Origin of the sequence: Pseudoclavibacter helvolus (genome assembly GCF_014191305.1) — a bacterium.
GTDB lineage: Bacteria > Actinomycetota > Actinomycetes > Actinomycetales > Microbacteriaceae > Pseudoclavibacter > Pseudoclavibacter helvolus.
Genome location: NZ_JACHWJ010000001.1, coordinates 879,925 through 900,895 on the forward strand (window position 1 = coordinate 879,925; position 20,971 = coordinate 900,895).

Annotated in this window: 23 protein-coding genes and 1 pseudogene; 15 read left to right on the forward strand and 9 right to left on the reverse strand. The window is 67.6% G+C overall.

Annotation, left to right across the window (positions count from 1 at the left end; genetic code table 11):
* Positions 1-28: 28 nt before the first annotated feature.
* Genes FHX72_RS03995 through FHX72_RS04015 form a run of 5 tightly spaced genes read right to left on the reverse strand, consistent with a single transcriptional unit; the run spans position 29 to position 5,397 of the window.
* On the reverse strand, positions 29-1,456 hold the full coding sequence (locus FHX72_RS03995) for an FAD-dependent oxidoreductase (protein ID WP_183623107.1): 1,428 nt from the start codon (positions 1,454-1,456) through the stop codon (positions 29-31).
* Positions 1,453-1,980, reverse strand: a complete 528-nt coding sequence (locus FHX72_RS04000; protein ID WP_183623109.1) for a hypothetical protein — start codon at positions 1,978-1,980, stop codon at positions 1,453-1,455. The genes FHX72_RS03995 and FHX72_RS04000 overlap by 4 nt, the downstream gene beginning before the upstream one ends.
* Entirely contained in the window at positions 1,977-2,789 is an 813-nt protein-coding gene (locus tag FHX72_RS04005) for a glycosyltransferase (protein WP_183623111.1), read from the reverse strand. Before FHX72_RS04005 ends, FHX72_RS04000 begins: the two co-directional genes overlap by 4 nt.
* Positions 2,786-4,330 (reverse strand): bifunctional PIG-L family deacetylase/class I SAM-dependent methyltransferase, encoded by a 1,545-nt coding sequence (locus FHX72_RS04010; protein WP_183623113.1) that lies wholly within the window; start codon positions 4,328-4,330, stop codon positions 2,786-2,788. The genes FHX72_RS04005 and FHX72_RS04010 overlap by 4 nt, the downstream gene beginning before the upstream one ends.
* The gene (locus FHX72_RS04015) at positions 4,327-5,397 is read right to left on the reverse strand and encodes an acyl-CoA dehydrogenase family protein (protein WP_183623115.1); all 1,071 of its coding nucleotides are present in this window, start codon (positions 5,395-5,397) and stop codon (positions 4,327-4,329) included. The genes FHX72_RS04010 and FHX72_RS04015 overlap by 4 nt, the downstream gene beginning before the upstream one ends.
* 209 nt (positions 5,398-5,606) lie before the next feature.
* Here FHX72_RS04015 and FHX72_RS04020 point away from each other — a divergent pair, with 209 nt between their 5' ends.
* The 4 genes from FHX72_RS04020 to FHX72_RS04035 all read left to right on the forward strand — a co-directional run bounded on the left by FHX72_RS04020 (position 5,607) and on the right by FHX72_RS04035 (position 10,148).
* Positions 5,607-7,412 (forward strand): glycoside hydrolase family 15 protein, encoded by a 1,806-nt coding sequence (locus FHX72_RS04020; protein WP_183623117.1) that lies wholly within the window; start codon positions 5,607-5,609, stop codon positions 7,410-7,412.
* Entirely contained in the window at positions 7,402-8,292 is an 891-nt protein-coding gene (locus tag FHX72_RS04025) for an SMP-30/gluconolactonase/LRE family protein (RefSeq protein WP_183623119.1), read from the forward strand. Before FHX72_RS04020 ends, FHX72_RS04025 begins: the two co-directional genes overlap by 11 nt.
* 80 nt (positions 8,293-8,372) lie before the next feature.
* Positions 8,373-9,173, forward strand: a complete 801-nt coding sequence (locus FHX72_RS04030; protein ID WP_068479037.1) for an SDR family NAD(P)-dependent oxidoreductase — start codon at positions 8,373-8,375, stop codon at positions 9,171-9,173.
* Between the two features lie 81 nt (positions 9,174-9,254).
* The gene (locus FHX72_RS04035) at positions 9,255-10,148 is read left to right on the forward strand and encodes an SDR family oxidoreductase (protein ID WP_183623121.1); all 894 of its coding nucleotides are present in this window, start codon (positions 9,255-9,257) and stop codon (positions 10,146-10,148) included.
* A gap of 36 nt (positions 10,149-10,184) precedes the next feature.
* Here the strand turns inward: FHX72_RS04035 and FHX72_RS04040 are convergent, their stop codons facing one another.
* Together FHX72_RS04040 and FHX72_RS04045 are read right to left on the reverse strand one after the other, a co-directional pair.
* Positions 10,185-11,222 carry a sensor histidine kinase gene (locus FHX72_RS04040; protein WP_183623123.1) on the reverse strand — a complete coding sequence of 346 codons (1,038 nt, stop codon included), beginning with the start codon at positions 11,220-11,222 and terminating at the stop codon, positions 10,185-10,187.
* A gap of 10 nt (positions 11,223-11,232) precedes the next feature.
* Positions 11,233-12,306, reverse strand: a complete 1,074-nt coding sequence (locus tag FHX72_RS04045; RefSeq protein ID WP_183623125.1) for an IS630 family transposase — start codon at positions 12,304-12,306, stop codon at positions 11,233-11,235.
* Between the two features lie 90 nt (positions 12,307-12,396).
* On the opposite strand from FHX72_RS04045, the gene FHX72_RS04050 reads away from it, so the two are divergent.
* Complete coding sequence (locus tag FHX72_RS04050) at positions 12,397-13,059, forward strand: Pr6Pr family membrane protein (protein ID WP_068479046.1); 663 nt, start codon at positions 12,397-12,399, stop codon at positions 13,057-13,059.
* Positions 13,060-13,125: 66 nt separating this feature from the next.
* Here FHX72_RS04050 and FHX72_RS04055 read toward each other — a convergent pair whose 3' ends face one another.
* Complete coding sequence (locus FHX72_RS04055; RefSeq protein WP_068492521.1) at positions 13,126-13,332, reverse strand: hypothetical protein; 207 nt, start codon at positions 13,330-13,332, stop codon at positions 13,126-13,128.
* Between the two features lie 358 nt (positions 13,333-13,690).
* On the opposite strand from FHX72_RS04055, the gene FHX72_RS18780 reads away from it, so the two are divergent.
* The 9 genes and pseudogenes from FHX72_RS18780 to FHX72_RS04095 all read left to right on the forward strand — a co-directional run bounded on the left by FHX72_RS18780 (position 13,691) and on the right by FHX72_RS04095 (position 18,525).
* Positions 13,691-13,984, forward strand: a complete 294-nt coding sequence (locus FHX72_RS18780) for a hypothetical protein (protein WP_244963971.1) — start codon at positions 13,691-13,693, stop codon at positions 13,982-13,984.
* 111 nt (positions 13,985-14,095) lie between these two features.
* Positions 14,096-14,356: a hypothetical protein gene (locus FHX72_RS18785; protein WP_235812675.1), complete on the forward strand. Its 261-nt coding sequence runs from the start codon at positions 14,096-14,098 to the stop codon at positions 14,354-14,356.
* Positions 14,357-14,399: 43 nt separating this feature from the next.
* Positions 14,400-14,858 carry a MarR family winged helix-turn-helix transcriptional regulator gene (locus tag FHX72_RS04065; RefSeq protein ID WP_183623127.1) on the forward strand — a complete coding sequence of 153 codons (459 nt, stop codon included), beginning with the start codon at positions 14,400-14,402 and terminating at the stop codon, positions 14,856-14,858.
* Between the two features lie 2 nt (positions 14,859-14,860).
* A pseudogene (locus FHX72_RS04070) lies at positions 14,861-15,283 on the forward strand (organic hydroperoxide resistance protein).
* A gap of 2 nt (positions 15,284-15,285) precedes the next feature.
* A complete protein-coding gene (locus tag FHX72_RS04075; RefSeq protein WP_068479052.1) occupies positions 15,286-16,263 on the forward strand; it encodes a zinc-binding dehydrogenase in 978 nt (325 codons plus the stop codon).
* A 113-nt stretch (positions 16,264-16,376) separates the two neighbouring features.
* Positions 16,377-17,093 (forward strand): hypothetical protein, encoded by a 717-nt coding sequence (locus FHX72_RS04080; RefSeq protein ID WP_183623129.1) that lies wholly within the window; start codon positions 16,377-16,379, stop codon positions 17,091-17,093.
* Positions 17,094-17,097: 4 nt separating this feature from the next.
* A complete protein-coding gene (locus tag FHX72_RS04085) occupies positions 17,098-17,520 on the forward strand; it encodes a hypothetical protein (RefSeq protein ID WP_068479055.1) in 423 nt (140 codons plus the stop codon).
* A gap of 151 nt (positions 17,521-17,671) precedes the next feature.
* On the forward strand, positions 17,672-17,878 hold the full coding sequence (locus FHX72_RS04090) for a hypothetical protein (RefSeq protein ID WP_068479058.1): 207 nt from the start codon (positions 17,672-17,674) through the stop codon (positions 17,876-17,878).
* A 137-nt stretch (positions 17,879-18,015) separates the two neighbouring features.
* Complete coding sequence (locus FHX72_RS04095; protein ID WP_068479061.1) at positions 18,016-18,525, forward strand: DUF1990 family protein; 510 nt, start codon at positions 18,016-18,018, stop codon at positions 18,523-18,525.
* 263 nt (positions 18,526-18,788) lie between these two features.
* Here FHX72_RS04095 and FHX72_RS04100 read toward each other — a convergent pair whose 3' ends face one another.
* Positions 18,789-19,091, reverse strand: a complete 303-nt coding sequence (locus FHX72_RS04100; RefSeq protein WP_183623131.1) for a hypothetical protein — start codon at positions 19,089-19,091, stop codon at positions 18,789-18,791.
* A gap of 972 nt (positions 19,092-20,063) precedes the next feature.
* Here FHX72_RS04100 and FHX72_RS04105 point away from each other — a divergent pair.
* Complete coding sequence (locus tag FHX72_RS04105; protein WP_183623133.1) at positions 20,064-20,933, forward strand: hypothetical protein; 870 nt, start codon at positions 20,064-20,066, stop codon at positions 20,931-20,933.
* Positions 20,934-20,971: the final 38 nt, after the last annotated feature.

The window sequence follows — 20,971 nt, forward strand, 5'->3', positions numbered from 1 at the left end:
GATCCACCGTAGCGGCCGGCGCCGTCGTCTACGTGCTGCGGGACCAATCGCGGAGCACCGCGCGTGCCGCGTGCATCCCTGGCATGCCGTGGACACCGCCGCCGGGCGGGGTCGAAGAGGAGCACACGTACAGCCCGCGGCGGCCCGCTCGGTACGGGTGGAGCGTTGGTGCTGGCCTGAACAGTTGCTGCGTTCCCGCGAGCGTCCCTCCCCCGATGTCGCCGCCGACGAGGTTGGGGTTCCACGTCTCGAGCGCGCTCGGCGACCACTCTCGGCGTTCGAGGATGACGTCGCCGAAACCTGGGGCGAAGCGCTCGATCTGCGCTTCGAGCAGGGGCCGAACGTCATGCGCCGTCCCGTTTGGGACGTGCGCGTAGGTCCAGAGCACCTGCTTGCCGGCTCGCGTGCGGCTCGGGTCGGCGTTTGACTGCTGCGTCACCATGACAAACGGACGGTCCGGCATGCGACCTCGGTTCACCGCCCGTTCGGCGGCGACGATCTCCCCCATCGTTCCGCCGACGTGCACGGTCCCCGCGCCGGAGACCCGAGCGTCGGCCCACGGCACGGAGCCGTCGAGCAGGTAGTCGATCTTGTGCACGCCAACCCCGTACTTCCACCGCGCGAGGTGGGCCGCGTATCTCGACTCAAGCTGGTCCGGGGCGATCTTAAGGATCTGCTTCGGGGTGAGGTCGAGGAGCACTGCGTCAGCTGACGGGAGGTCACGGAGATCCAAGATCTCCGAGTTCGTCTCGATGCGCCCGCCGTTGTCGACCAAGACCTTGGCGAGAGCCTCGACGATGGCCGAGGAGCCTCCCCGCGCGACGGGCCAGCCAGTGCTGTGTCCCAGCGCGCCGAAGGCGATGCCAAAAGCGGCCGTCAGAGGTCGGGTCAGCGGCAGGGTGGGGTGCGCCGAGGAGCCAGCGAAGAGGGCCTTGGCCGCGCCGCTCCTGAACAGGAGCCCAGCCAAGGTCGCTGCCGGAAGAGCGCCCGGAAGACCGAGCCGCACCATGTCGATGGGATGCGGCGGGATGCGCAGGAGCGGCCCCATGGCGTTCTCGACGGTCTCGATCGGGTGACGCGAGAAGTGCTCGTGCAGCCGACGCCACGCGGGCCCATCGACACCCAGCTCCCCAACCGTCAGCTCGATGTCCCGGTGCAGCATCGCGGCGCGCCCGCCCGGCAACGGGTGTGCCATCGGGATGACCGGATGCACCCACTCGAGCCCGTTCTGCTCGAGTTCGAGCTCGCGAAACGCGGGGCTTGCGATGCCGAACGGGTGAGCGGCGGCGCCGAGGTCGCTCACGTAGCCGGGGCCGAAGAGCTCGGCGGACCTGGCTGCTCCCCCAACCTGCGGGTCGCGCTCGTAGACGGTCACCTCGACGCCTCGCTTCGCGAGGAGCGCCGCGGCGGTGAGCCCGTTTGGTCCACCACCGACGACGATGGCCCGGCGGCTCACTGCGTGGCGCCGGCCTGCGGTTCCTGTTCGAGGAATCGCTCCTCGACGGAGTCGCGGCTAATGCTCTGGATGAGGTCGATCTGCGTTCGCGCGCGCGACTCGAGCGCCTCGAGCCCCGAGAGGACTAGCCGCGGATCGCTCGGCTGCACGGCGATGAGTGCCTCCCACATGGAGAGCTTGGCGCGCACCATGCCGGTGAGCGTGTCGAGCTCGAGTTGCGTGCTTGGCCGCTTGCGGAGGCGAAGGATGTTCACGGGGTTGAAGGTGCCAGCGACCCATGCCGCGTTGGTCAGCCACAGCTTGAGGACGGACTCGCGGTAGCCGAGCGCCTCGATGAGGGCCAGCAGGTCTCGGCGGTCGGCCGCAATGTGCGTGACGAGCAGCCGCATGGTCTTCTCGTGCGGGGTGCCGTGCCAGGTTGCGGTCGCGGACTTGAACGCCCGGAGTCCGGCCTCTGAGGCCAGGAGATGGGCGTTGAGGTAGCCCGCGTAGACCTCGTGGTCGAATCCTCGTGCTGTTGTCATCCAAAGCTCCTGACGCTTGTCGTGTCTCGATTGTCCCGTGGCCGAAGTTCTGGACCACAAAGGTCACTGAGGAAGCTCGCAAAGCCTCCAGGGGTGCGGCCGACCCGGCGCGCGGATGTCGTGACGGGGAGCCTCGCGCTCGATCGGATGACTCCCCCGATGGCGGCTATCGCCGCTACGAGGCCGACGTCTTCGTGCTCGTTCGAGGAGGGGAACTCTCCGGCGTTGAAGTACGTGGATGCTCGGACGCCGAGATTCGCGCCGTGCACGTGCGGGTGGCCTTCGACGCTCTCGTATCCCTCGAGCCACCTCGCGCTCGTCTCCAGGTCCTCGGGATCCGGCGCCAGAATCACCGAGCCGAGGAGCAGGTCGACACCGTCGTCGGCGGCCTCGAGCTGCTTGGTGAGCCAGTCCGTGGGCACCGTCGAGTCTGCGTCCGTCGACGCGATCCAAGTCGCGCGGGTGTCGAGGGCAGGTGCACCGTGAGGAGCTTCGAGCGAGAGCGCGACACGAACGCCGTCACGCCTGGCGACGCCGACGGAACCGTCTGTCCGCTCGATCACGTGGATGCGCGCGTCGCGGGCCGCCGCGTCCGAGGCGATGCGGGCGCTCTTGTCGCGGCAGGTGTCGAGCACGAGCACCGTGCGGATACGGACTTGAGCGCCCGAGCCATTGTCGGCGCGCTCCAGGGCGTCCATAGCGTCGGTGAGGGCGCTGAGGCAAGCGCCGAGCGTCTGTTCTTCGTCGCGAGCGGGCACCACGACTCGCACATCTCGGATGGGCGGTCGTCGCATCCGGAGCTCAGTCACAGTTTCACCGTCGGCTCAGTCGGTTTTGCTGGCTGCGGCGACTTCGCCGTCGGCCGCGGCGCGTGCTCCTGGTTCGGCTCTCCGCACCACTGCGCGAAGCAGCTCTTGCGGGACCCCGGATCCCCGTTCTCGTAGACGTCGATGAGGGTGTCGTCCTGCACGAACGCGGCGAGGCGCCGCATCCCGAGCCTCGCCGCGAGAGCGTGCACGCGGTCGCCGTCGAGGGGCCAACCGACGATAGGCCCGCGCCAATGGCAGAGCACGAGCGCGCCCGACGGCGCGAGCGCCCGGCACGACCTGCTGACGAGCTCGCAGAGCTCATCCTCGGCGAGGTAGTAGCCCGTCTCGGAGAGCACTACGAGGTCCAGAGTCCCGTCTGGGACGTCGAGCATGTCCCACTCGTGCGGAAGCGTCGCGAGCACCAGCTCGACGGACGGGTTGCCCGCGAGTTTGGCCTCGGCGAGCCGGAGCGCGGCCGCGCTGGCATCAACAGCGATGAGGCGGGAGGACCTCTCAGCCAGTGCCGCGGTGCTCTCGCCGATCGAGCAGCCGATCTCGAGAGCGTTCGGAGCGTGCGAGTCCGGCAGCATGGCCAGCAGCATGGCGAGCTTTCGTCGCTCATACCAGCTTGTCCGGAGGGCCCACGGGTCGTCGGCGTCTGCGTGGACACCGTCGAACTCGCTGCTCGCCGAGGTGGAGTCGCGCGTGGCAGGTGCCGTTACTCGGAAGACCTCGAAGTCTCGCTGGAAGTGCTCGAGCTGAGCCTGGCCCAGCACCGGCTCGTCGCCCGCGGCGTCCGTGAGTGGCTTGACCTGTGACGCGTGCGCTCCGAGCGCGTCGGACTTGCTCCCAACAGCTCCGGACGCGAGAGGCAGTCGATTCCAGTGTCGCCATTCCGTGTCGACGTCCGGCTCTGCCCAATGCCAGAACCAGATCGGGAACTCGAGCAGGAGCGCGCCCGCGTCGAGCGCTGTGCGTGCGAGGGCCTCGCCAACGGCCGCGTGGTCGGGGTGGCCGTCACGCCGATAGGGGGCAGCGACGATCACTCGCTTGCGGTCAGAATCCCGGATGAGCTTGTCCGCCGCTGCCGCGATCTCGGCGACGGAATCCGAGAGCGAACCATCCCGTAGCCCCAGCTCCACGGCCTCAGCGCGCCCGGGTCGGACGCCTACCGTGCCGGCGATCCGTCCCGCGCCGCTGCGCAGCTCTCGTAGGGCAGCGTCGAACTCGGCTCGGCGGGTCCCCGCCAGCTGCTCGGCGCTGACACTGGGCGACTCAGGATGCGATGCCTCACCGCGGGTGCACAACAGCACCATCACGTCGGCACCAGCGGCGAGCGCCGTCACGATGAGGCCGGCAGCGCCCAGGCACTCGTCGTCGGGATGGGCGGCACCGACGAGGAGCACTCTGCCAGGACCGAAACTGATTTCAGGAGCCTCGGCATCCAGGACGGGCAAGCCCTCGAGGTCCGCACGACGCCAGTCCGCCTCGGCAGTCCCCGTCTGCAGGTGCGTGAATCCGGGATGCGCCGCACCGATCATGAGTCTCCGCCCTCGCGAGTTGGCGGCCGGTGGGCACCACGCGCCGCGGCGAGGAGATCGGTGCCGTGAGCTGCGTCGTCCCGTGCACCGTGGTGCTGCCTGAGGTACATGGTGAGGTCGGCGACCCGTCGGGCGTGCTCGGCGTCGAAGGCAAGCGGGCCCGGGCCGAGCGCCTCCCCGCAGATCTCGAGGATGCGCCAGCAGGTGTTGGCGGTGTTGCCCCTGACGCTCTGCGCGAGCGCCCAATCTGACGTGCCGGCGTCGATCCGGTCGGCCGCGTCATCGAGCTGGACACGCAGCCCGCGGAGCAAGCGATCAGTCTCGCCGAGCCAGGCGAACCCGAGCTGGTCGGGCTCTCGAGTCTCGGCTGCCCTCAGCAGGGTTCGCCCGAGAGAGACCGTCGCGCCGAACCACACGGCAGCGACGCCGATGCCGCCCCACGCGAAGCCTGGCCGTGACGTGTACCAGTCGGGTCCGTCGCCGATGACGTGCGCCCGCGCTCGCGTGAGGTCGACGGGGCCGCTTGGAACACCGCGGAGTCCCGTGATCGGCGCACCGCCCTCCCTCGGTGCGACCGAGTCCTGCCCGAGGTCGAGCACAAACATCCACTCGCCCTGGTCATCCGAAGCCGTCACGAGGGCCCGGTCGAGGTGCGCGGCAAGCGAGCACCAGCGCTTTGTCCCCGACAGCGCAGCGTCGCGATCGCTGGCGCGCGAGTGCGGGGCCTCCGCCGGTACCCACCGGATCGAGACTGGCGATGCAGAGGCGAAGACGCCCCAGGTGGCCCCTGACTCCACGGAGGCACCGGACTGCTCGATGATCGCCGCCGCGTCGAAGTGCGGCTCGACGACGCGGGCCGCGGTGAGGTCAAGCCCGCCGAGACGCGCGAGCAGTCCCAGGAGCGGACGTGTGCTGCCTCGTCCGGGAACTGGTGGCGGCGGCAGCTTGCTCAGGATGCCGAGAACGGGCGCGGCATCACCGTCGCACGTCGCTGCCACCTCGAGGAGGTCAACGGCACCGTCCCAGAACTCAGCCTCGACGTCGGTCGGGCCCAGGAGCTCAGACATGTGCCCTCCTTCCCGGAAGCCTCTGTACCGCGGGCGGCGCACACCCGGATCCCAGCACGCTACGCACCTCGAGAGGGAGGATCCGGGAGGGTTGACATGGCCTGATCAACCCGGTACCTGCGCGCGCTCACGAGTAGCCGCCGACGCTCAGGCACGCGGAGCAAACTCCCACGGAGTCGCCCGGGCAGTCCCGTAGGGTCGTCACCCTCATGACGAAGACTCCCCCCGGACTTCCCCTTCGCGACTACGCCGCCATCGGCGATGGCCGCACCGTCGCCCTCATCGCGCAAAATGGCCGCGTCGACTGGCTGCCGCTGCCGAACCTCGACTCCCTCCCCGTCTTCGCCCGACTCCTCGACGAAAAAACCGGTGGATGCGTCGAGCTGCAGCCCGTCGACGACTTCGACTCGTCGAGGCGCTACATCGAACGCACCAACGTGCTCGAAACCATCTTCACGACTAAGAACGGCGTCGCCCGGGTCACGGACGCGATGGTCACCGGTGTCGCGGGTCGGCTCCCCTGGGCAGAGCTCGCGCGCCGAGTCGACGGCATCGAGGGGTCTGTCGAGTTCACCTGGCGCGTCACGCCAGGAACGATGCTCGGCACGAGATCCCCATGGCTCGATCGAGTTGGCGACCATACGATCATCCGCTGTGGGGAGCTGTCCATGGCAGTGGTCGGCACCGATCACAGCCCCGCGACCGCCGATCCGACCAGCTCGGGCCCAGCCCAGCTGCACGGTCGATTCACCGCCTCCGCCGATTCACGCCACCTGATTGTTCTCACCGCCACCGAGGGTGAACCGCTGCGCGTCCCTGATCCGCGACGGGTCGACACGGGTATCGACCGGACCATCGCGAGCTGGCTCAGCTGGTCAGAGGAGTTCTCCTACGACGGCCCGTGGGCGGAACAGGTGCAGCGCAGCGCGCTCGCCCTGAAGCTCCTCATCTTCAGCCCCACCGGGGCGATAGCGGCCGCCGCGACGACCTCGCTCCCCGAGAACCCGGCAGGCGGCAAGAACTGGGACTACCGCTTCGCCTGGATCCGCGACCTCGCCTACACGGCGCACGCCCTCGTCTGGTTCGGGCTCCGAGAGGAGACGCACGCCGCGATCTCCTGGCTGCTGCGCACGATCCGGGAGCAGAGCCCCGACATCTACGTCATGTACACGCTCGACGGGGCGACCTGTGCGGGCGTAGAGAAGTACGACGTGCCCGGCTGGCGTGGCAGCAGCCCGGTGGTGACCGGCAACCCTGCGCAGGGCCAACTCCAGCTCGGCATCTACGGCGACCTCATCGCGATCAGCCGAACGTACGTCGACGACGGCAACCTGCTCGACGTCGAGACGGCGCGGCTCCTCGCGAAGGTCGCAGACAAGGCCTGCGATGACTGGCGCAAGCGCGACGCCGGCATGTGGGAGCTCGGCGAAGACGAGCACTACACCTCCTCGAAGATGGGCTGCTGGCAGGCGCTCACCGACGCCGTCGCGCTCGCGGAAGGCGCCCACATCGAGGGCGACGTCATTCGCTGGCGAGCCGAGCGCGACCGCATCCGCAAGTGGACCCTCGAGCACTGCTGGTCGGAGGAACTGGGCAGCTACGTCATGTACCCGGGCTCAGCGCGGCTCGACGCGTCCGTGCTCCTGCACGCGCCGAGCGGGTTCGACCGTGGTGCGCGGATGTCATCCACGATCGACGCCCTCACCGCGGAGCTCGGCGAAGGCTCGCTGCTCTACCGCTATTCGGGCGTTGCCTCCGAGGAGCACACGTTTGTCGCGTGCGCCTTCTGGCGGGTCTCCGCACTCGCCTGCGTCGGCCGCCACGAAGAGGCAGTCTCCGCCATGGACGAGCTCGTCACCCAGGCCAACGACGTCGGGCTGCTCGCCGAGATGGTTGCTGCCAGCGACGGCGCCTTCTGGGGCAACCTGCCGCAGGGACTCAGCCACCTTGCGCTCGTCAGCGCGGCCCTCACGATCAAGGAACTCGCACCGGAGGAGACCACCGATGGTAAGTGAACCCACAGTCTTCCGCGAACTCCGCTCGATCTTGGTCGAGAGCATCTGGTGGGACGCCCGCACCGAGGAGCTCGCGTGGGTGGACATCACCGAGGGCACCTTCCACCGTGGCAGCCTCGACGGCCCCCGAGACGGTTCGTGCGACCGCGTCGCTGCGCTGCCCGCACCGGTCAGCGCGGTGCAGCCAGCCGCGGGCGGCGGTTTCGTCGCCTCGCTGCAGGACCGCATCGTCGAGCTCGACGCCGACGGCATGCTGACGAAGACCATCGCTTCCGTCGAGCACTCGCACGGCGGCGTCCGCTTCAACGAGGGCAAGGTCGACCCGTTCGGGCGGTTCGTGGTCGGGTCGATGAACACGACCTCGCCAGCGGCCGACGGTGCCCTCTACACGTTTGACGCCGATGGCACGGTGCGGATGCTGCTCGGCGGTTTCCACACGACCAACGGCCTGGAATGGAGCGAGTCGGGCGACACGATGTACGTCACCGACACCTCGACGCAGACCATCTACAGAGCGCCATACGGACCTGAGCCGGACGATCTCGGGGAGCTCGAGCCGTTCATCCGGGGTAGAAACTCCGATGGCCTGGCTCTTGGCGTGGATGGCACGTTCTGGAACGGCATCTACGGAGCCGGGCGCGTGGCTCACTGGAGCTCCGACGGGAACCCGCTCGAGGATCTCGCCCTGCCAGCCCCGAACGTGACCTCGGTCGCGTTTGGGGGTGGCAACCTCTCGACGCTCTTCGTCGGGACGGCGCGTGAGAACCTCACCGAGAGTGACCTCGTAGACGCTCCGCTCAGCGGCTCGATCTTCGGCTTCGAGGCCGCAGGGCGCGGACGAGCGGCTTACGAGTTCGGCGCCGCTGCGGGCCAGCGGTAACCCGAAGTCGCCACCTCACCAATCACTACTTCACCGACCAACACGCCACATTTCGCAGCACCGCGACGGGAGACAGGAACATGGACCTAGGCATCACCGGCAAGAAGGCGCTCATCACGGGTGGCGACTCAGGCATCGGCTGGGAGACCGCCAAGCAGCTCCTCGAAGAGGGTGCGATCGTCGTCCTCAGCGACCAGGACGCGGACTCGCTCGCCGAGGCCGCGGCCAAGCTCGACGCCCCGGAGGGCAAGCTCTTCGCCCACGCCGCCGACATCACGAAGCTCGACGAGCTCGCCGAGCTGCACGGTTTCGTGCAGGAACACGTCGGCGACATCGACATCCTCGTCCAGTCCGCCGGCATCACCGGCGCACAGGGCCTCTTCCACGAGATCGACGACGATGGCTGGACCAAGACCGTCGAGATCGACCTCCTCGGGCCGGTGCGCCTCGTGCGCCAGTTCCTGCCGTCCCTCCGCAAGGGCGGCTGGGGGCGCATCGTGTTCCTCGCGTCAGAGGACGCCGTGCAGCCCTACGACGACGAGCTCCCGTACTGCGCGGCGAAGGCCGGCATCCTCGCGCTCTCCAAGGGGCTCTCGCGCAGCTACGCCTCCGAGGGGCTGCTCGTCAACGCCGTCTCCCCGGCGTTCATATCGACGCCCATGACCGACGCCATGATGGAAAAGCGCGCCAAGGAGCTCGGCACGAGCGTCGATGAGGCCATCGAGTCGTTCCTCGACGAGGAGCGTCCCTACATGGAACTCGGTCGCCGCGGCGAGCCCAGCGAGGTCGCCTCCGTCATCACGTTCCTCTGCTCCGACCGAGCCTCGTTCGTGAACGGCTCGAACTACCGAGTCGACTCCGGCTCGGTCGCGACCATCTAGGAGCGGACAGCCGAGCCGTTGCCAGCATCCCGCATCCTGCATCCCCCCACCTCGAAGACCCAACCCCCAAGGAGTCTCACCATGGCAAATCAGTACACCTTCACCGACCCGACCAAGCTCTACAGCGAGATCGAGCCTAACTCCGACGACCAGACAGAGCCGGGCCTCGACTCCAAGCTGCGTGACACCGCCGACCTCGGCGAGAGCACCTACGAGGGCACCGGTCGCCTCCAGGGCCGCCGCGCGCTGGTGACCGGTGGCGACTCCGGCATCGGCGCGGCGACGGTCATCGCGTTTGCCCGCGAGGGCGCCGACGTCGCCATCGCCTATCTGCCAGAAGAGCAGGAGGATGCGGACCGCGTGACCGCGATCGCGCAGGATGCCGGCGTGAACGTCGTGCAGCTCCCCGGCGACTTGACGGATGAGAAGTACGTCAAGGGGCTCGCGGATGCTGCGGTCGCAAAGCTGGGTGGCCTCGACATCCTCGTCAACAACGCGGGCAAGCAGATCTACAACGAGGATCTGACGACGCTCACGAGCGAGCAGTTCGATGAGACGTTCAAGGTGAACGTGTACGCGATGTTCGAGATCTCGAAGGCCGCCATCCCGCACCTCCCGCCGGGATCGACGATCATCAACACGACCTCGATCCAGGCGTACTCCCCTGCGGCGATCCTCGTCGACTATGCGTCTACCAAGGCGACGATCAACGCGTTCACGAAGGCGCTTGCTCAGCAGCTGGCGCCGAAGGGCATCCGCGTGAACGCGGTCGCCCCTGGCCCCATCTGGACCCCCTTGCAGGTGACGGACGGCCAGCCGCCGGAGAAGGTCGAGCACTTCGGCGAGGACACGCCGCTCGGGCGCATGGGTCAGCCCGCGGAGCTCGCTCCCGCTTATGTCTTCCTGGCCTCGCCTGAGTCGAGCTATGTGCTCGGCGAGACGCTCAACGTGAACGGCGGTATGCCCACGCCGTAGCAGCCACGTCGCGCCGCGCCGACGAACGCCCGGGCCTCAGACCCTGGCGACCGTGTGCGTCTCCGTAGTTTCCCCGGAGCGCGTCGGGCAGGTGACCGTGACCGTCGTCCCTGTCTCGTCCGTCTGGAAGCGGATGCGCGCGTGCACCAGCGCGGCCCGCTGCCGCATCGACGCGACCCCAAAGGTGCTTGCCGACAGCTCCTCGAGCGGCGCGGATGCGCCGGCTCCGTCGTCGCTGATCGTGAGCACAATCGTCGACGTGCGCCAGAGAAGCACGACGTTGATCCGGTTCGCGTCGGCGTGGCGCCTCGCGTTCCGGACGGCCTCGAGCGCTATGGCGTGCAGCTCATCACCGGCCGCGGCCGAGACGTGGCCGCGGTCCCCGATCTCCGTGACCTCGACGGGAGTCAGGACCGGCTGCGAGTGGGCGGCGTACGCGATCAGAGCATCCGGGAAGCCGGCGGGCGCCGCCTGTTCCAGATCCCAGCTCATCGCCTGAACGCGCGCGGACGCCCGAGCGGATTCCGGGCCGGACAGTTCCGGGAGGACCGTCTCGCGCAGCTGACGCGCGAGTCGGTACTGAGCTACGCGCTCCACGCTCGACAGCTGCGTGCGAAGGGTCTCCGCGTAGGCGAGCGCGCCAGGCACGAATCTGCCGAAGATGCTGGCGTGGAGCACCTGCGCGGTGGTCACCGTCGAGACCGGAAGCCGCGCGGCGAACGCGGGAAGCGCTGCCTCGAACAGCACGTTCGCGGACACGATCGGCTGCGCCGGGTGCAGACCCTGCGTGAGGAGCACGTCGGCCGTGGCCTGCATGAGCCCGAGATCCATCGCGGCGCGGGCCTGGAGGTGCCCGAAGTCGCGCAGCCCCGCCAGCCTGGTCCAGGCCTCTGTGAGAATTCCCACGACGTGCGTGCGGAACACCGGGTCGAGCTCGCCGTCATCTATGGCGGCGTCGCCGCGTTCAAGGAGCAGCGCGGTCGCCGCCTCGAGCACCTCGTCGATAGCCTCGGCGAGCCCTGACTCGGCGGAAGGGGGATTACTGCGGTCGCGAAGGAGGGAATCGTCGGTCACGGTCCCGATCCTAGTGTCGCGTTTCTGAAGTTGGTTGACGGTTCGCTTTCGCGAGGATCTCGTCGCTGGTCTTGGTCCAGACGAATGGGTGCTTTCGGTCGTTCCAGCCAGTGATGAACTGCCGGATCTTCGCGTTGAGGTCTTTCACCGAGGTGAAAATCCCGCGACGGATCGCTTGCCGGTCGATGATCCCGAACCACACCTCGACCAAGTTCAACCACGACCCGGACGTCGGCGTGAAATGAACGTGGAAGCGGGGTCGTTTCTCGAGCCAGGTCTTGACCTCTGGCGTTTTGTGGGTGGCGTAGTTGTCCATCACGAGGTGCAGGTCCCGTTCCGGGTAGGCGCGGTCGAGTTGCCGGAGGAACGAGAGGAACTCTTGCCGGCGATGCTTGGGTTTGACCGCTCCGGTGACGTGTCCGGTCGCGACGTCTAATGCAGCGAACAGTGTGGTCGTGCCGTGGCGCTTGTAATCATGCGTGCGCTTCTCGGTGTCCCCGATCCGCATCGGCAGCATGGGTGCGGTCCGGTCAAGGGCCTGGATCTGGGACTTCTCGTCCACGCAGAGCACGATCGCGTTCTCGGGCGGCGCGAGATACAAGCCGACAACGTCGGTGACCTTCCCGACGAGCTCCGGGTCGGTCGAGAACTTGAACGTCTCCGACTTCCATGGCTGCACCCCGTACTCCCGCCACGCCCTGGCCACCGTCGCGTTCCCAACCCCCAGGCGCTGCGCGAGCAGGCGCGAGGACCAATGTGTCACGCCGTACTTCTTCGGCGGGGCCGTCAAGGTCGCTGCCACGATCTCGGCATGATCGAGATGCTTCGGCCGGCCAGAGCGCGGCGCATCGGAGAGCCCCGCAATTCCGGCCTCGGCATACCGTTTCCGCCACTTCCACACCGAGGTCGTCGTAGTCCCAACCTCGGCCGCGATCCGCGAGTTCGCGACACCTTCCGAGGCGAGCAGCACGATCCGCGCTCGCATCGACAGGCCCGCACGAATACTCGTCGACCGAGCCCACGACACCAACTCAACACGATCCACGTCAGGGAGTAGCAGAGCCGCAGCAGGAGAATTCGCCATTCCACATTCTCCCAAACACAAACCGTTTAGGAACTAACGACACGCAGCACTAGGAGCGCGTGTCAGCCTCGCGGTCCTAGGCTGACGCAGATGACGGGCACAGCGACACGACCAGACGAGACCGCGACGGCGCGCGGAGCAGTGGGGGTTCTGCGCATCGGCGTCGGGCTGGCCATCATCGCCCTGCTGGGCTTCACCTACGCCGGGCGCATCGAGGTCGGCGACGGAAACCCCTTCGACTTCTTCGGCTACTTCACGAACCAGACGAGCCTCATCACGAGCATCCTCCTCATCGCCGCCGGGGTGATCGCCCTCCTCGGTCGCGACGCTCCTCCTTGGCTCGCTGCTCTCCGCGGCGTCGCCACAAGCTGCATGATCATCGTCGGCGTCATCTACAACACGCTTGTGCCAGGGACAGGCTCCGCCCCTCCGTGGGTGAGCGCCATCCTGCACGTCGTGTTCCCGGCCTACGTGGTCCTGGACTGGCTGCTGGTCGGCGATCATCCCCGTCTCCCGTGGCGGCGGCTCTGGCTTGTGCTGCCCTACCCGCTGCTGTGGATGCTGGTAGTTCTCGTGCGTGGCGCTACGGACGGGTGGGTGCCATACGGGTTCCTGCTGCCTGAGCACGGGCTCACGTCCCTCTCACTGCACGTCGTCGGATTACTCGCCGCGCTCCTGGCTGCCGCCGCGCTCGTCTGGAGCGCAACCCGCGCTCCGGGCCTTCTGCTTCGTGCCGAGCGCATCCGTGAGTAGTCAGACACCGACGAGGCGTCCCGAATGCGCAGATTTTGTGCCGGTTCGAGGCCGCTGCACACCGAGCTAGCCCGCGGGGGCCAGCCTCGCGACCGCCCAGCGGCAGACTGCAACGGCCTGCTCGGCGACCCCAACCGCCTGCTGAACTGTTCGCGCCGCAACCTCGGGCACGAAGATGCAGAGGACGCCGAGGGTAGCGGCGAGTGTCACGACGGTGACCGCGAGCAGGAAGCCGGCCGCCGCGAGACGCGGGTAACGCACCGAGGAGGTCACCGGTTTGGGCTGCATCCACCAGACGGGCGCGCGCCTGCTGGCCGCGGCTCGGCTCGGTCGTTTTGACGTCGCCAGCCGCCCTCCCGTCCGCGCGGCAGCTGCGCCCGCGGGCTGGCGCTTCCGTGCGGGAGTTGCGCCACTTCGCGACGACGCCCGAGACGTTCGCGCGGTCGGGGCCGCTGGCTTGCGCTTGGCGTGGCTCTTGCTTGCGCTGTGACGCTTCTTGGGCGACGGGCGAGTCACGGGCGCTCCTACGTGATGGGGGTTCCCCAAATGTAGCCGCTCGCGGTACGCCACAAGGCTACGTTCGCGTCACGGTCTGGACGCCCGCACAGAGAGGCTTGTTAGCTTGGCCGCGATGTTCTCGGACCGGAAGCGAAAGCGCGCCGCCAGTCGGGTGCGTCCGAGCGACGGCCACGAACTCAAACGCTACCGGTGGTGGCAGCCGTTCTCGAGGGCCCTCTTCCATCTGCGGCTCCCCGAGAATGACGGGCTCCAGCACCTGTGGTCGGTGGATGTGCAGCTCTGGGGTGACTCTGACGGCGAGATCGTCGCAGGGCTCTACCGAGACGGGCGCCACGTGTCGCAGTCGAAACTGCCGACCATCTTCGAGGTCCCTGGCGGGCGATTCGAGGTCGTCAACAGCGGCTAAGGACTCAAGCGATGCCACTTCGTCGCAGCGGACGGGCGCGAGCGGCAGCTTGTCCCGGAACCGGCGTCCGCCGAGGGGCGGCGAGCCCGCCTCCAACGCGACAGGCCGGGGGTGAGCCGCCTCATCGGCGCTGCATCCGTCAGCGTCCTCGTGGTCGCGCTTGTGCTGGGCGTACCGCAGATCATTGAGCAGCTGACGAACATCCAGCTGGTGGCTGAGCGCGTCGGAACGTTCGCGTCACCCATCCATCTGCCCTCCTGGCTCAATATCTCGCTGCTCGTAGCGAGCTTGGTTGCGAGCAGCGAGCGCGCGCTCCGGCTCCGCTACAACTGGCTGCTCGACGGTGGGCTCTTCGATGGAGACGACTCATGAGACTTCTGTTGTGCACAACTGAATTGTGTGCAAGTCTTTGGGTATGCCAGTGACCGACGACATGATCTGCTTCTCGCTCTACGCGGCGAGCCGAGCAACGACCCAGGCGTACCGCAAACTGCTCGAACCGTTCGGGCTGACATACCCGCAGTACCTCGTCCTCGTTGTCCTCTGGAATGACGGCGAGCAGTCGGTGCGGTCGCTTGGCGACGTCCTGCAGCTCGATTCCGGCACGCTCTCGCCGCTCCTGAAGCGCATGGAGGAAGCGGGTCTGATCGGCCGCGAACGCCGCACCGGCGACGAGAGAGTCGTGTACGTCACCCTCACTGAGCGGGCCGTCGCGCTCCGCGCAGAGCTCTCCCACATCCCGTCCCGCATCGCGGCGGGAACCGGCCTCGGGGGTGAGGAATCGGGTGCCGCACTGCTGCGCACTCTCCAGCACCTGACCGAGACCATGCAGGCCACCGCCGCACAGGCGGACACACAAGGAAAGAAGGACTAGCTGTGGACGTGCTCTACACCGCCGAAGCGCTCTCAACCGGCCAGGGATGAGACGGTCGCGTCGTCACGAGCGACGGGACTCTCGACCTCACGATGGCAATCCCGAAGGAGATGGGAGGGTCCGGCTCGGGCGCGAATCCAGAGCAGCTCTTCGCAGCTGGCTACGCAGCCTGCTTGCATTCGGCGCTCAACGCCGTGGCGCGGGCGCAGAAAGTCGACGTCGGCGACTCCAGCGTCGGCGGGCGCGTGCAGATCGGGCCGAACGGCGAGGGCGGCTTCCAGCTCGCTGTTCTCCTCGAGGTCGTCATCCCGAACCTCGGGTACGACGAAGCTCAGGCACTCGCAGACGCCGCACACAAGGTCTGCCCCTACTCGAACGCCACTCGCGGCAACATCGACGTCACGATCACGGTCTCGGAGGACTGAACATGCGCACCATCACCCACACCACTTTCGGCGAACCACAGGACGTCCTGACGGTCGAAGAGCACGAGCTGCCGCAACCCGGTGCAGGCCAGGTGCGCCTGCGTATCCTGCTCTCCCCCATCCACAACCACGACTTGTGGACCGTACGCGGCACCTACGGTTTCAAGCCGGAGCTCCCAGCCCGCGCCGGAACCGAGGCCGTCGGTGTCGTGGATGCACTTGGCCCCGACGTCGAGGGCCTGGAAGTCGGCCAGCGCGTCGCCACTGGCGGCTCGTTCGGCGCCTGGGCTGAATACGTCACGACCCCAGCAGCGGGACTCATCCCCGTGCCGGACAGCGTGTCGGACGAGGCCGCGGCGCAGCTTGTTGCCATGCCGTTCAGCGCCATCAGCCTGCTCGAGTCGCTCCACCTCGAAGCCGGTGACTGGCTCGTGCAGAACGCCGCGAACGGTGCGGTCGGCCGCATGGTGGCGCAGCTTGCCGGCGCACGTGGCGTGAACGTCATCGGCCTCGTGCGCCGTGCCGAGGGCGTCGAGGAGCTCCGTTCGCAGGGCATCGAGCGTGTTGTTGCCACGAGCGTCGATGGCTGGCGCGACGAGGTCGCCGCGCTTACGGGCGGCGCACCGATCAAGGTCGGCGTCGAGTCCGTTGGCGGGAAGTCCGCCGGCGAGGTGCTGTCGCTCCTTGCCGAGAATGGCGAGCTTGTCGTCTTCGGCGCGATGGCCTCGCCGACGCTCGAGCTCTCCTCGGGCGACGTGATCTTCAAGCAGGCGACCGTTCGAGGGTTCTGGGGCAGCAAGGTCAGCCAGTCCATCGACGCCGGCCTCAAGCAGCGGCTTTTCGGGGAGCTGCTCCAGCACATCGGCTCGGGCCAGCTGACGCTTCCCGTTGCCGGCGTGTTCCCGTTCGAGCAGATCACGGACGCCGTCGAGGCGAGCATGACCGCCGGTCGCGTGGGCAAGGTGCTCCTCCGCCCGTAATCCGGCCGAGCAACCGGGTTCTCGAGAGTCCCGCCCCCGCTGCGCGCGGGGCGGGACTCGCTCGTTGGTGATTCTCCCTGGGCCCGCTCAACTGCGCCGGGCATTCTGGGGAAATGTCGCACCTGTCGCAGCTCCTGACCCCGAAGCTCCCAGCCGGACTGGCCATCCCCGATCCCCTCGAACGCGCCTGGCTATGGATGGAGGCGCAGGGCTGGGGTTTCGAGAACCGCAATGGATACTTCCTGACGCCATACGCGGGCACGGCTGAGCTCGGCACCGTCTTCTCCCCCACCGAGTCGCTCACAGGCTGGTTCGAACCGGGCGAGCCAGGTCACGATCGCTTGCTCCCGCTTGGACAGAGCGACGGAACCGGCAGCTTCGCGGCACTTTGGCTGGACCCGTCGGACACCATCCGCTTCGTCGTGCTCGGCTCTGAGGGTGAGCGTCTTTACCTCGCCGACGATGCGGTCGACTTCCTCCGCCTCCTCGCGATCGGCTACTTGGAGCTCAACACCTACGCGCTTCCGGAGGAGCCTGCGGAAGAAGACGAGGAGTCGGTCGTAGCCCTCGCGCCCTTCCGGGCCTGGGTTGAGGCGGAGTTCGGCGTCGAGGTGCCGCCGCGCTGGGCGGTTCCCGAACCGGACCCCTTCGACGCGTGGGTCGCTGAGGTGAAGAACGAGGAGCCTGAGCCTGCCCGTGTCGCACTCCCGTTCGTCGATCCCGATGCGGATGCCAGCGATGTGATCGCGGCCTGCTCAGACCTGGTCGGGAGCCCTCAGATTGCCGCCGTCGTGTCTCCCGCAGCCGTCGACGAGCAGGAGAGGTTCTAGGCTCATGCCGACCACCTCCGCCGCTGGCGCATCTCGTCTCACCGTCGACCTCGCACGCCTGGACCTCGGCGATGCCTGGTATCGCTGGTGCGACGCCAAGCGCGACTGGTCAGCCGAGTCGACGCGGCCTTTCGAGGGCGACGACCTCACGACCACCAGAGGGGGCTACGACGCGCTGTCTCTCGCGGAGTTCATGGACGCGTTCAGGGATGCCGGGGCCACGGTCTCCAAGGGATCCTGGTTCACGAGCGGGCGAAACCGGTCCTTCACGGTGAAGGTCGGTGCGGGCGATGAGGAGTGCGCCCTGGCCGTCCAGCTTGGACGCGGGCTGAACTCGATGGAGTGCAGTCTCCGGCTCTTCAGTTCGGGTGAGCCAGTGAACGACGCTGAGCTGCTGCACTCCGTCGCACGCCGCATCCTGCACTGAACGGCCGGGCTGACCCCGACCCGCGACTGCCCTACCCGCGGCCGATCATCGGCAGCCGAAGTCAGCTCGAAGTCGTGTCGCACGAGCTCGTCGACATGATGCGCGCGCTGGCAACGGCACGCGACGATGACCGTGACGTAGTGTTGGCACGATGACACCTGAGCAGTCGACCCTCTCCGCCATCTGGTTCAGCATCGCGTTGCTCGCGGCTGGATACGCGCGATCTCGCGGCCGCTCCGCCTGGACCTGGTTCCTGCTCACCCTCTTGACCGGCCCGATCGCGGTGTTCCTCCTCGTCGTCTGGCCGGCACGGACACCAAAGCGGGCAGACGACGCGGTCTCGCCCACGCAGCGATGACGCGGACGACGCGCCACTGTAGGCGCGTCGTCCGCGTCACTGTAGGCGCGGCCCACTCCTTGGAAGGCCGGTAGCGTCGATGCGCGCCTACGGAAGTTCCTAGCCGCCACGTCAGCGAGGGCGTCTACCGTGGGCGGATGTCGAAGCTCACGTACTCCGAGGTCGGAGCGACCGCCGGTCAGCTGCCGAGCGGCTACCACCACGTGCGCGAATCGCTGATCATCGGGCACGGGCAAGACACGTTCGAGCGAGCAGCCACAGAATTGCTCGCGGGGCGCGCGCAGGCCCGGGCCGGCGCCAGCGTCGAGCTGTCGGAAGTCCCGCTCCGTGAAGGTTCACATGTGCTCATGCGGCTCCGACTCGGGCCGCTGCTCTTCCGGATCCCCTGCCTCGTGGTCTGGGCGGAACGCACCCCGACCATGTGTGGGTTTGCCTACGGGACGCTGCCCGGCCATCCGGAGCGCGGCGAGGAGCGTTTCGAACTTCGCCTCGCCGACTCGGGCGAGGTCGTGTTCAGCATCGTCGCTTTCTCGGCCCCGGCGCGCTGGTTCACACGCCTCGGCGGACCGATCGCGCGGCTCGTGCAGACACGGATGACCCGGCGGTACCTCGAAGCGCTGATAACCCGGGACGAACGCAGTGCATGAGTCCGGCCCTGTGTCTAGTCAGGATCTCTAAAGCTGGTGCGGGATCCCCAGACGCGCCCTCACCTCTGGAATGTGCCACGGAGTCGTCGCGACTTCCTGTCGCAATGTCTTCCGCGGCCTCCCTCTGCGGTTGACAGGCACCTCGAGATCGATGCTCGCTGATGTGGTGATCGCCTCGATCACGGTGCCGACGCCCGCCAGTGAAGCCATGCCCGATTCGATCATGACCAGCAAAGGTGGCCCCCGCCGCTTTGAGCACGCGTTCACGTTAGCGCCGCCCTCGATGAGATGTGCTGTGAGCAGCCCTGCTCGGTTGAGATCGTGCTCTCGGTTCGAGAACAGCAGGTGCAGGGCGTTGAGTCCGGAGCCAGCGCGACTGATGCACCCGCGCCGTCGTCGAGGAGACGTTCGGCGATGCCGTAGCGGGCCGTCAGATCCGGAATCAACATGGCTCGCAGGAGTGGAGTGTCGCCCTTGGACAGCGAGAACCTTGCCTCGTCGGCCGTGTAGTCGGCGAGAAAGTGCTCAAGAGAGTCTTCCTCGGCGCGATGTGCTCGGTTCGGCACGGTCATCTCCGCTGTCGGGTGGCGCTCAATCAAAGCGTGGTGATGACGACAGTGACCACCGTCACGAGTACAACTACGGCGATGCCGGCGCCGCAGCCGATGGCTGCAATCGCGCCGTAGCCGAGGCGTGACACGCGCGCTCCTGACTGGCGTGATGCTTCGAGAAAGAGTGGGCCACCTCCTGCGCTCTAGGAGTTCGCGGCTGAGATTTGGTTCCGGAGCGCCCCGAAATCTGCTGCAGCCCCCGCACCCGGACGATCCAGAATCCCTGCGACAGCCCCTGCCGTGCTGTATCCCAGTGCCCGGGTCACGGCACTCGGGTCAGCGAGGAGCAGGTGCTTCTGGCCTCCAACGGAGAGACGGATGTTCTGCGCGCTTGATCTCACTATTACGTCCTGCGCCGGCGCGCGGAACACGAGCCTCCACCCGACCGGAGCCAAGGCCCAGAGCGTCACCCAACCGTCGCTGACTTCGGCATTCGCGGGCACGTATCCTCCGTCGGGGGTACTGAGGGCACCGGAGAAGATCGCTCGAGGGAGGGGCAGCGGAGACGTCACCCCCATAGGTTAGAAGCCGCAGCGGTCGGGCCGAGTGTGCTCCACGGCATTTCAGGACCGTCCGGCGCTCAGAACCGGAATCACACGACGAGGGGATTCATGACGGACGCGGATCGGGATCGGATCGCGGCGAGGACCGTCGGTACACCACCCGAAGTGCTGACCGACATCGCCCTGCGCCGCCCGGACTTGCACGCCAACATCGCTGAACCCAGGAGCAACACCGGAGCTGATCCGGTGGATCAACGGCGTGCGGCCGACCCGCCGACCGCAACCACGGGCTCCCCAGCTGACGCAGCGTCCGAGTGGTGCGCAGTACCCCAATCCGCGCAACGCCTCTTATGAGCCACCCAGCGGGAGTACCCACTGGCGCCATCCGCAGAACGCGCCCTTCGCCGTTCCGAAGAAGGGGAAAGTGGGCGGCTGGTTCGCCGGATGCGGCTATCTGGTCGTCGTCGCCTTCATCGGGCTCTTCGCGTTCGCCGGTCTTGGCGGAGTTCTTGGGCTGAGTGACTCGGAGTCCGCACCGAGCCCGTCGGTGGAGACCACCCCGGAGAGTGACGACGCCGCGGACCTCACCGAGCACCTCGAGCTCTACGAACAGGAACGGACGAGGATCGACGAGCTGTCGGTCGCGCTCGACGGAAACCCCGTCAAGCCCCTCGTGGCGCTGTTCGACTGGATGGAGGACCAGGATGCCAAGATGGCGGAGCCGAACGTCACGGTGTGCTCCGCGGAGAGCATCGCCGCCCAGATGAGCACCTTCCGCGCGGACCTCGAGCAGAGCATCGCTGATGCGGAAGCCCGCCGCGGGAATGCGAGTGGGTCGTTGAGCGAAGGCCTCGTCGATGCGGCGGGGAATGGCTTCATCGACGTACAGTTTGACGCCGCGACGGCCTGCGACACCCATGCGAACGCAGACCAGGGCTACCGGACGACTGGATGCGTCAATGGCGGAAGCCCGCTGGTCGTGCACCTCCTGCCGGCAGGCGAGCTCACCGAGTGGCACAGCAAGATCAACACCGTGCACGAGCTCGCGCACGTGTTCCAACGGGCAGACGACGTCCGGTATCCGGACGACAACGGTGGCTACGAGGTCCTCCTGGCGCAGGGACTGTTCCAGGGAAGCGAAGAGGCGATGGCCGACTGCTACGCACTCACGTACTTCAACGAGTGGACCCTCAGCGACGGGGTCACGGAGAGCGGCTACGGGTACATCTGCGGCGATAACGAACGTCAGGCCATCCGAGACTGGGCGGCGGGTATCAACGCGCCGCTTGGATGATCCGCCGGAGGCGTTTCAGCGAGGCCAACACAAGACAG

What these genes read in the sequence shown, in the direction of transcription:
- FHX72_RS04000 (WP_183623109.1), bottom strand. Translation starts at nt 1,980, where the DNA reads ATGACAACAGCACGAGGATTCGACCACGAGGTCTACGCGGGCTACCTC.
- FHX72_RS04010 (WP_183623113.1), bottom strand. Translation starts at nt 4,330, where the DNA reads ATGATCGGTGCGGCGCATCCCGGATTCACGCACCTGCAGACGGGGACT.
- FHX72_RS04015 (WP_183623115.1), bottom strand. Translation starts at nt 5,397, where the DNA reads ATGTCTGAGCTCCTGGGCCCGACCGACGTCGAGGCTGAGTTCTGGGAC.
- FHX72_RS04020 (WP_183623117.1), top strand. Translation starts at nt 5,607, where the DNA reads ATGACGAAGACTCCCCCCGGACTTCCCCTTCGCGACTACGCCGCCATC.
- FHX72_RS04025 (WP_183623119.1), top strand. Translation starts at nt 7,402, where the DNA reads ATGGTAAGTGAACCCACAGTCTTCCGCGAACTCCGCTCGATCTTGGTC.
- FHX72_RS04030 (WP_068479037.1), top strand. Translation starts at nt 8,373, where the DNA reads ATGGACCTAGGCATCACCGGCAAGAAGGCGCTCATCACGGGTGGCGAC.
- FHX72_RS04035 (WP_183623121.1), top strand. Translation starts at nt 9,255, where the DNA reads ATGGCAAATCAGTACACCTTCACCGACCCGACCAAGCTCTACAGCGAG.
- FHX72_RS04045 (WP_183623125.1), bottom strand. Translation starts at nt 12,306, where the DNA reads ATGGCGAATTCTCCTGCTGCGGCTCTGCTACTCCCTGACGTGGATCGT.
- FHX72_RS04050 (WP_068479046.1), top strand. Translation starts at nt 12,397, where the DNA reads ATGACGGGCACAGCGACACGACCAGACGAGACCGCGACGGCGCGCGGA.
- FHX72_RS18780 (WP_244963971.1), top strand. Translation starts at nt 13,691, where the DNA reads ATGTTCTCGGACCGGAAGCGAAAGCGCGCCGCCAGTCGGGTGCGTCCG.
- FHX72_RS04065 (WP_183623127.1), top strand. Translation starts at nt 14,400, where the DNA reads ATGCCAGTGACCGACGACATGATCTGCTTCTCGCTCTACGCGGCGAGC.
- FHX72_RS04075 (WP_068479052.1), top strand. Translation starts at nt 15,286, where the DNA reads ATGCGCACCATCACCCACACCACTTTCGGCGAACCACAGGACGTCCTG.
- FHX72_RS04080 (WP_183623129.1), top strand. Translation starts at nt 16,377, where the DNA reads ATGTCGCACCTGTCGCAGCTCCTGACCCCGAAGCTCCCAGCCGGACTG.
- FHX72_RS04085 (WP_068479055.1), top strand. Translation starts at nt 17,098, where the DNA reads ATGCCGACCACCTCCGCCGCTGGCGCATCTCGTCTCACCGTCGACCTC.
- FHX72_RS04090 (WP_068479058.1), top strand. Translation starts at nt 17,672, where the DNA reads ATGACACCTGAGCAGTCGACCCTCTCCGCCATCTGGTTCAGCATCGCG.
- FHX72_RS04095 (WP_068479061.1), top strand. Translation starts at nt 18,016, where the DNA reads ATGTCGAAGCTCACGTACTCCGAGGTCGGAGCGACCGCCGGTCAGCTG.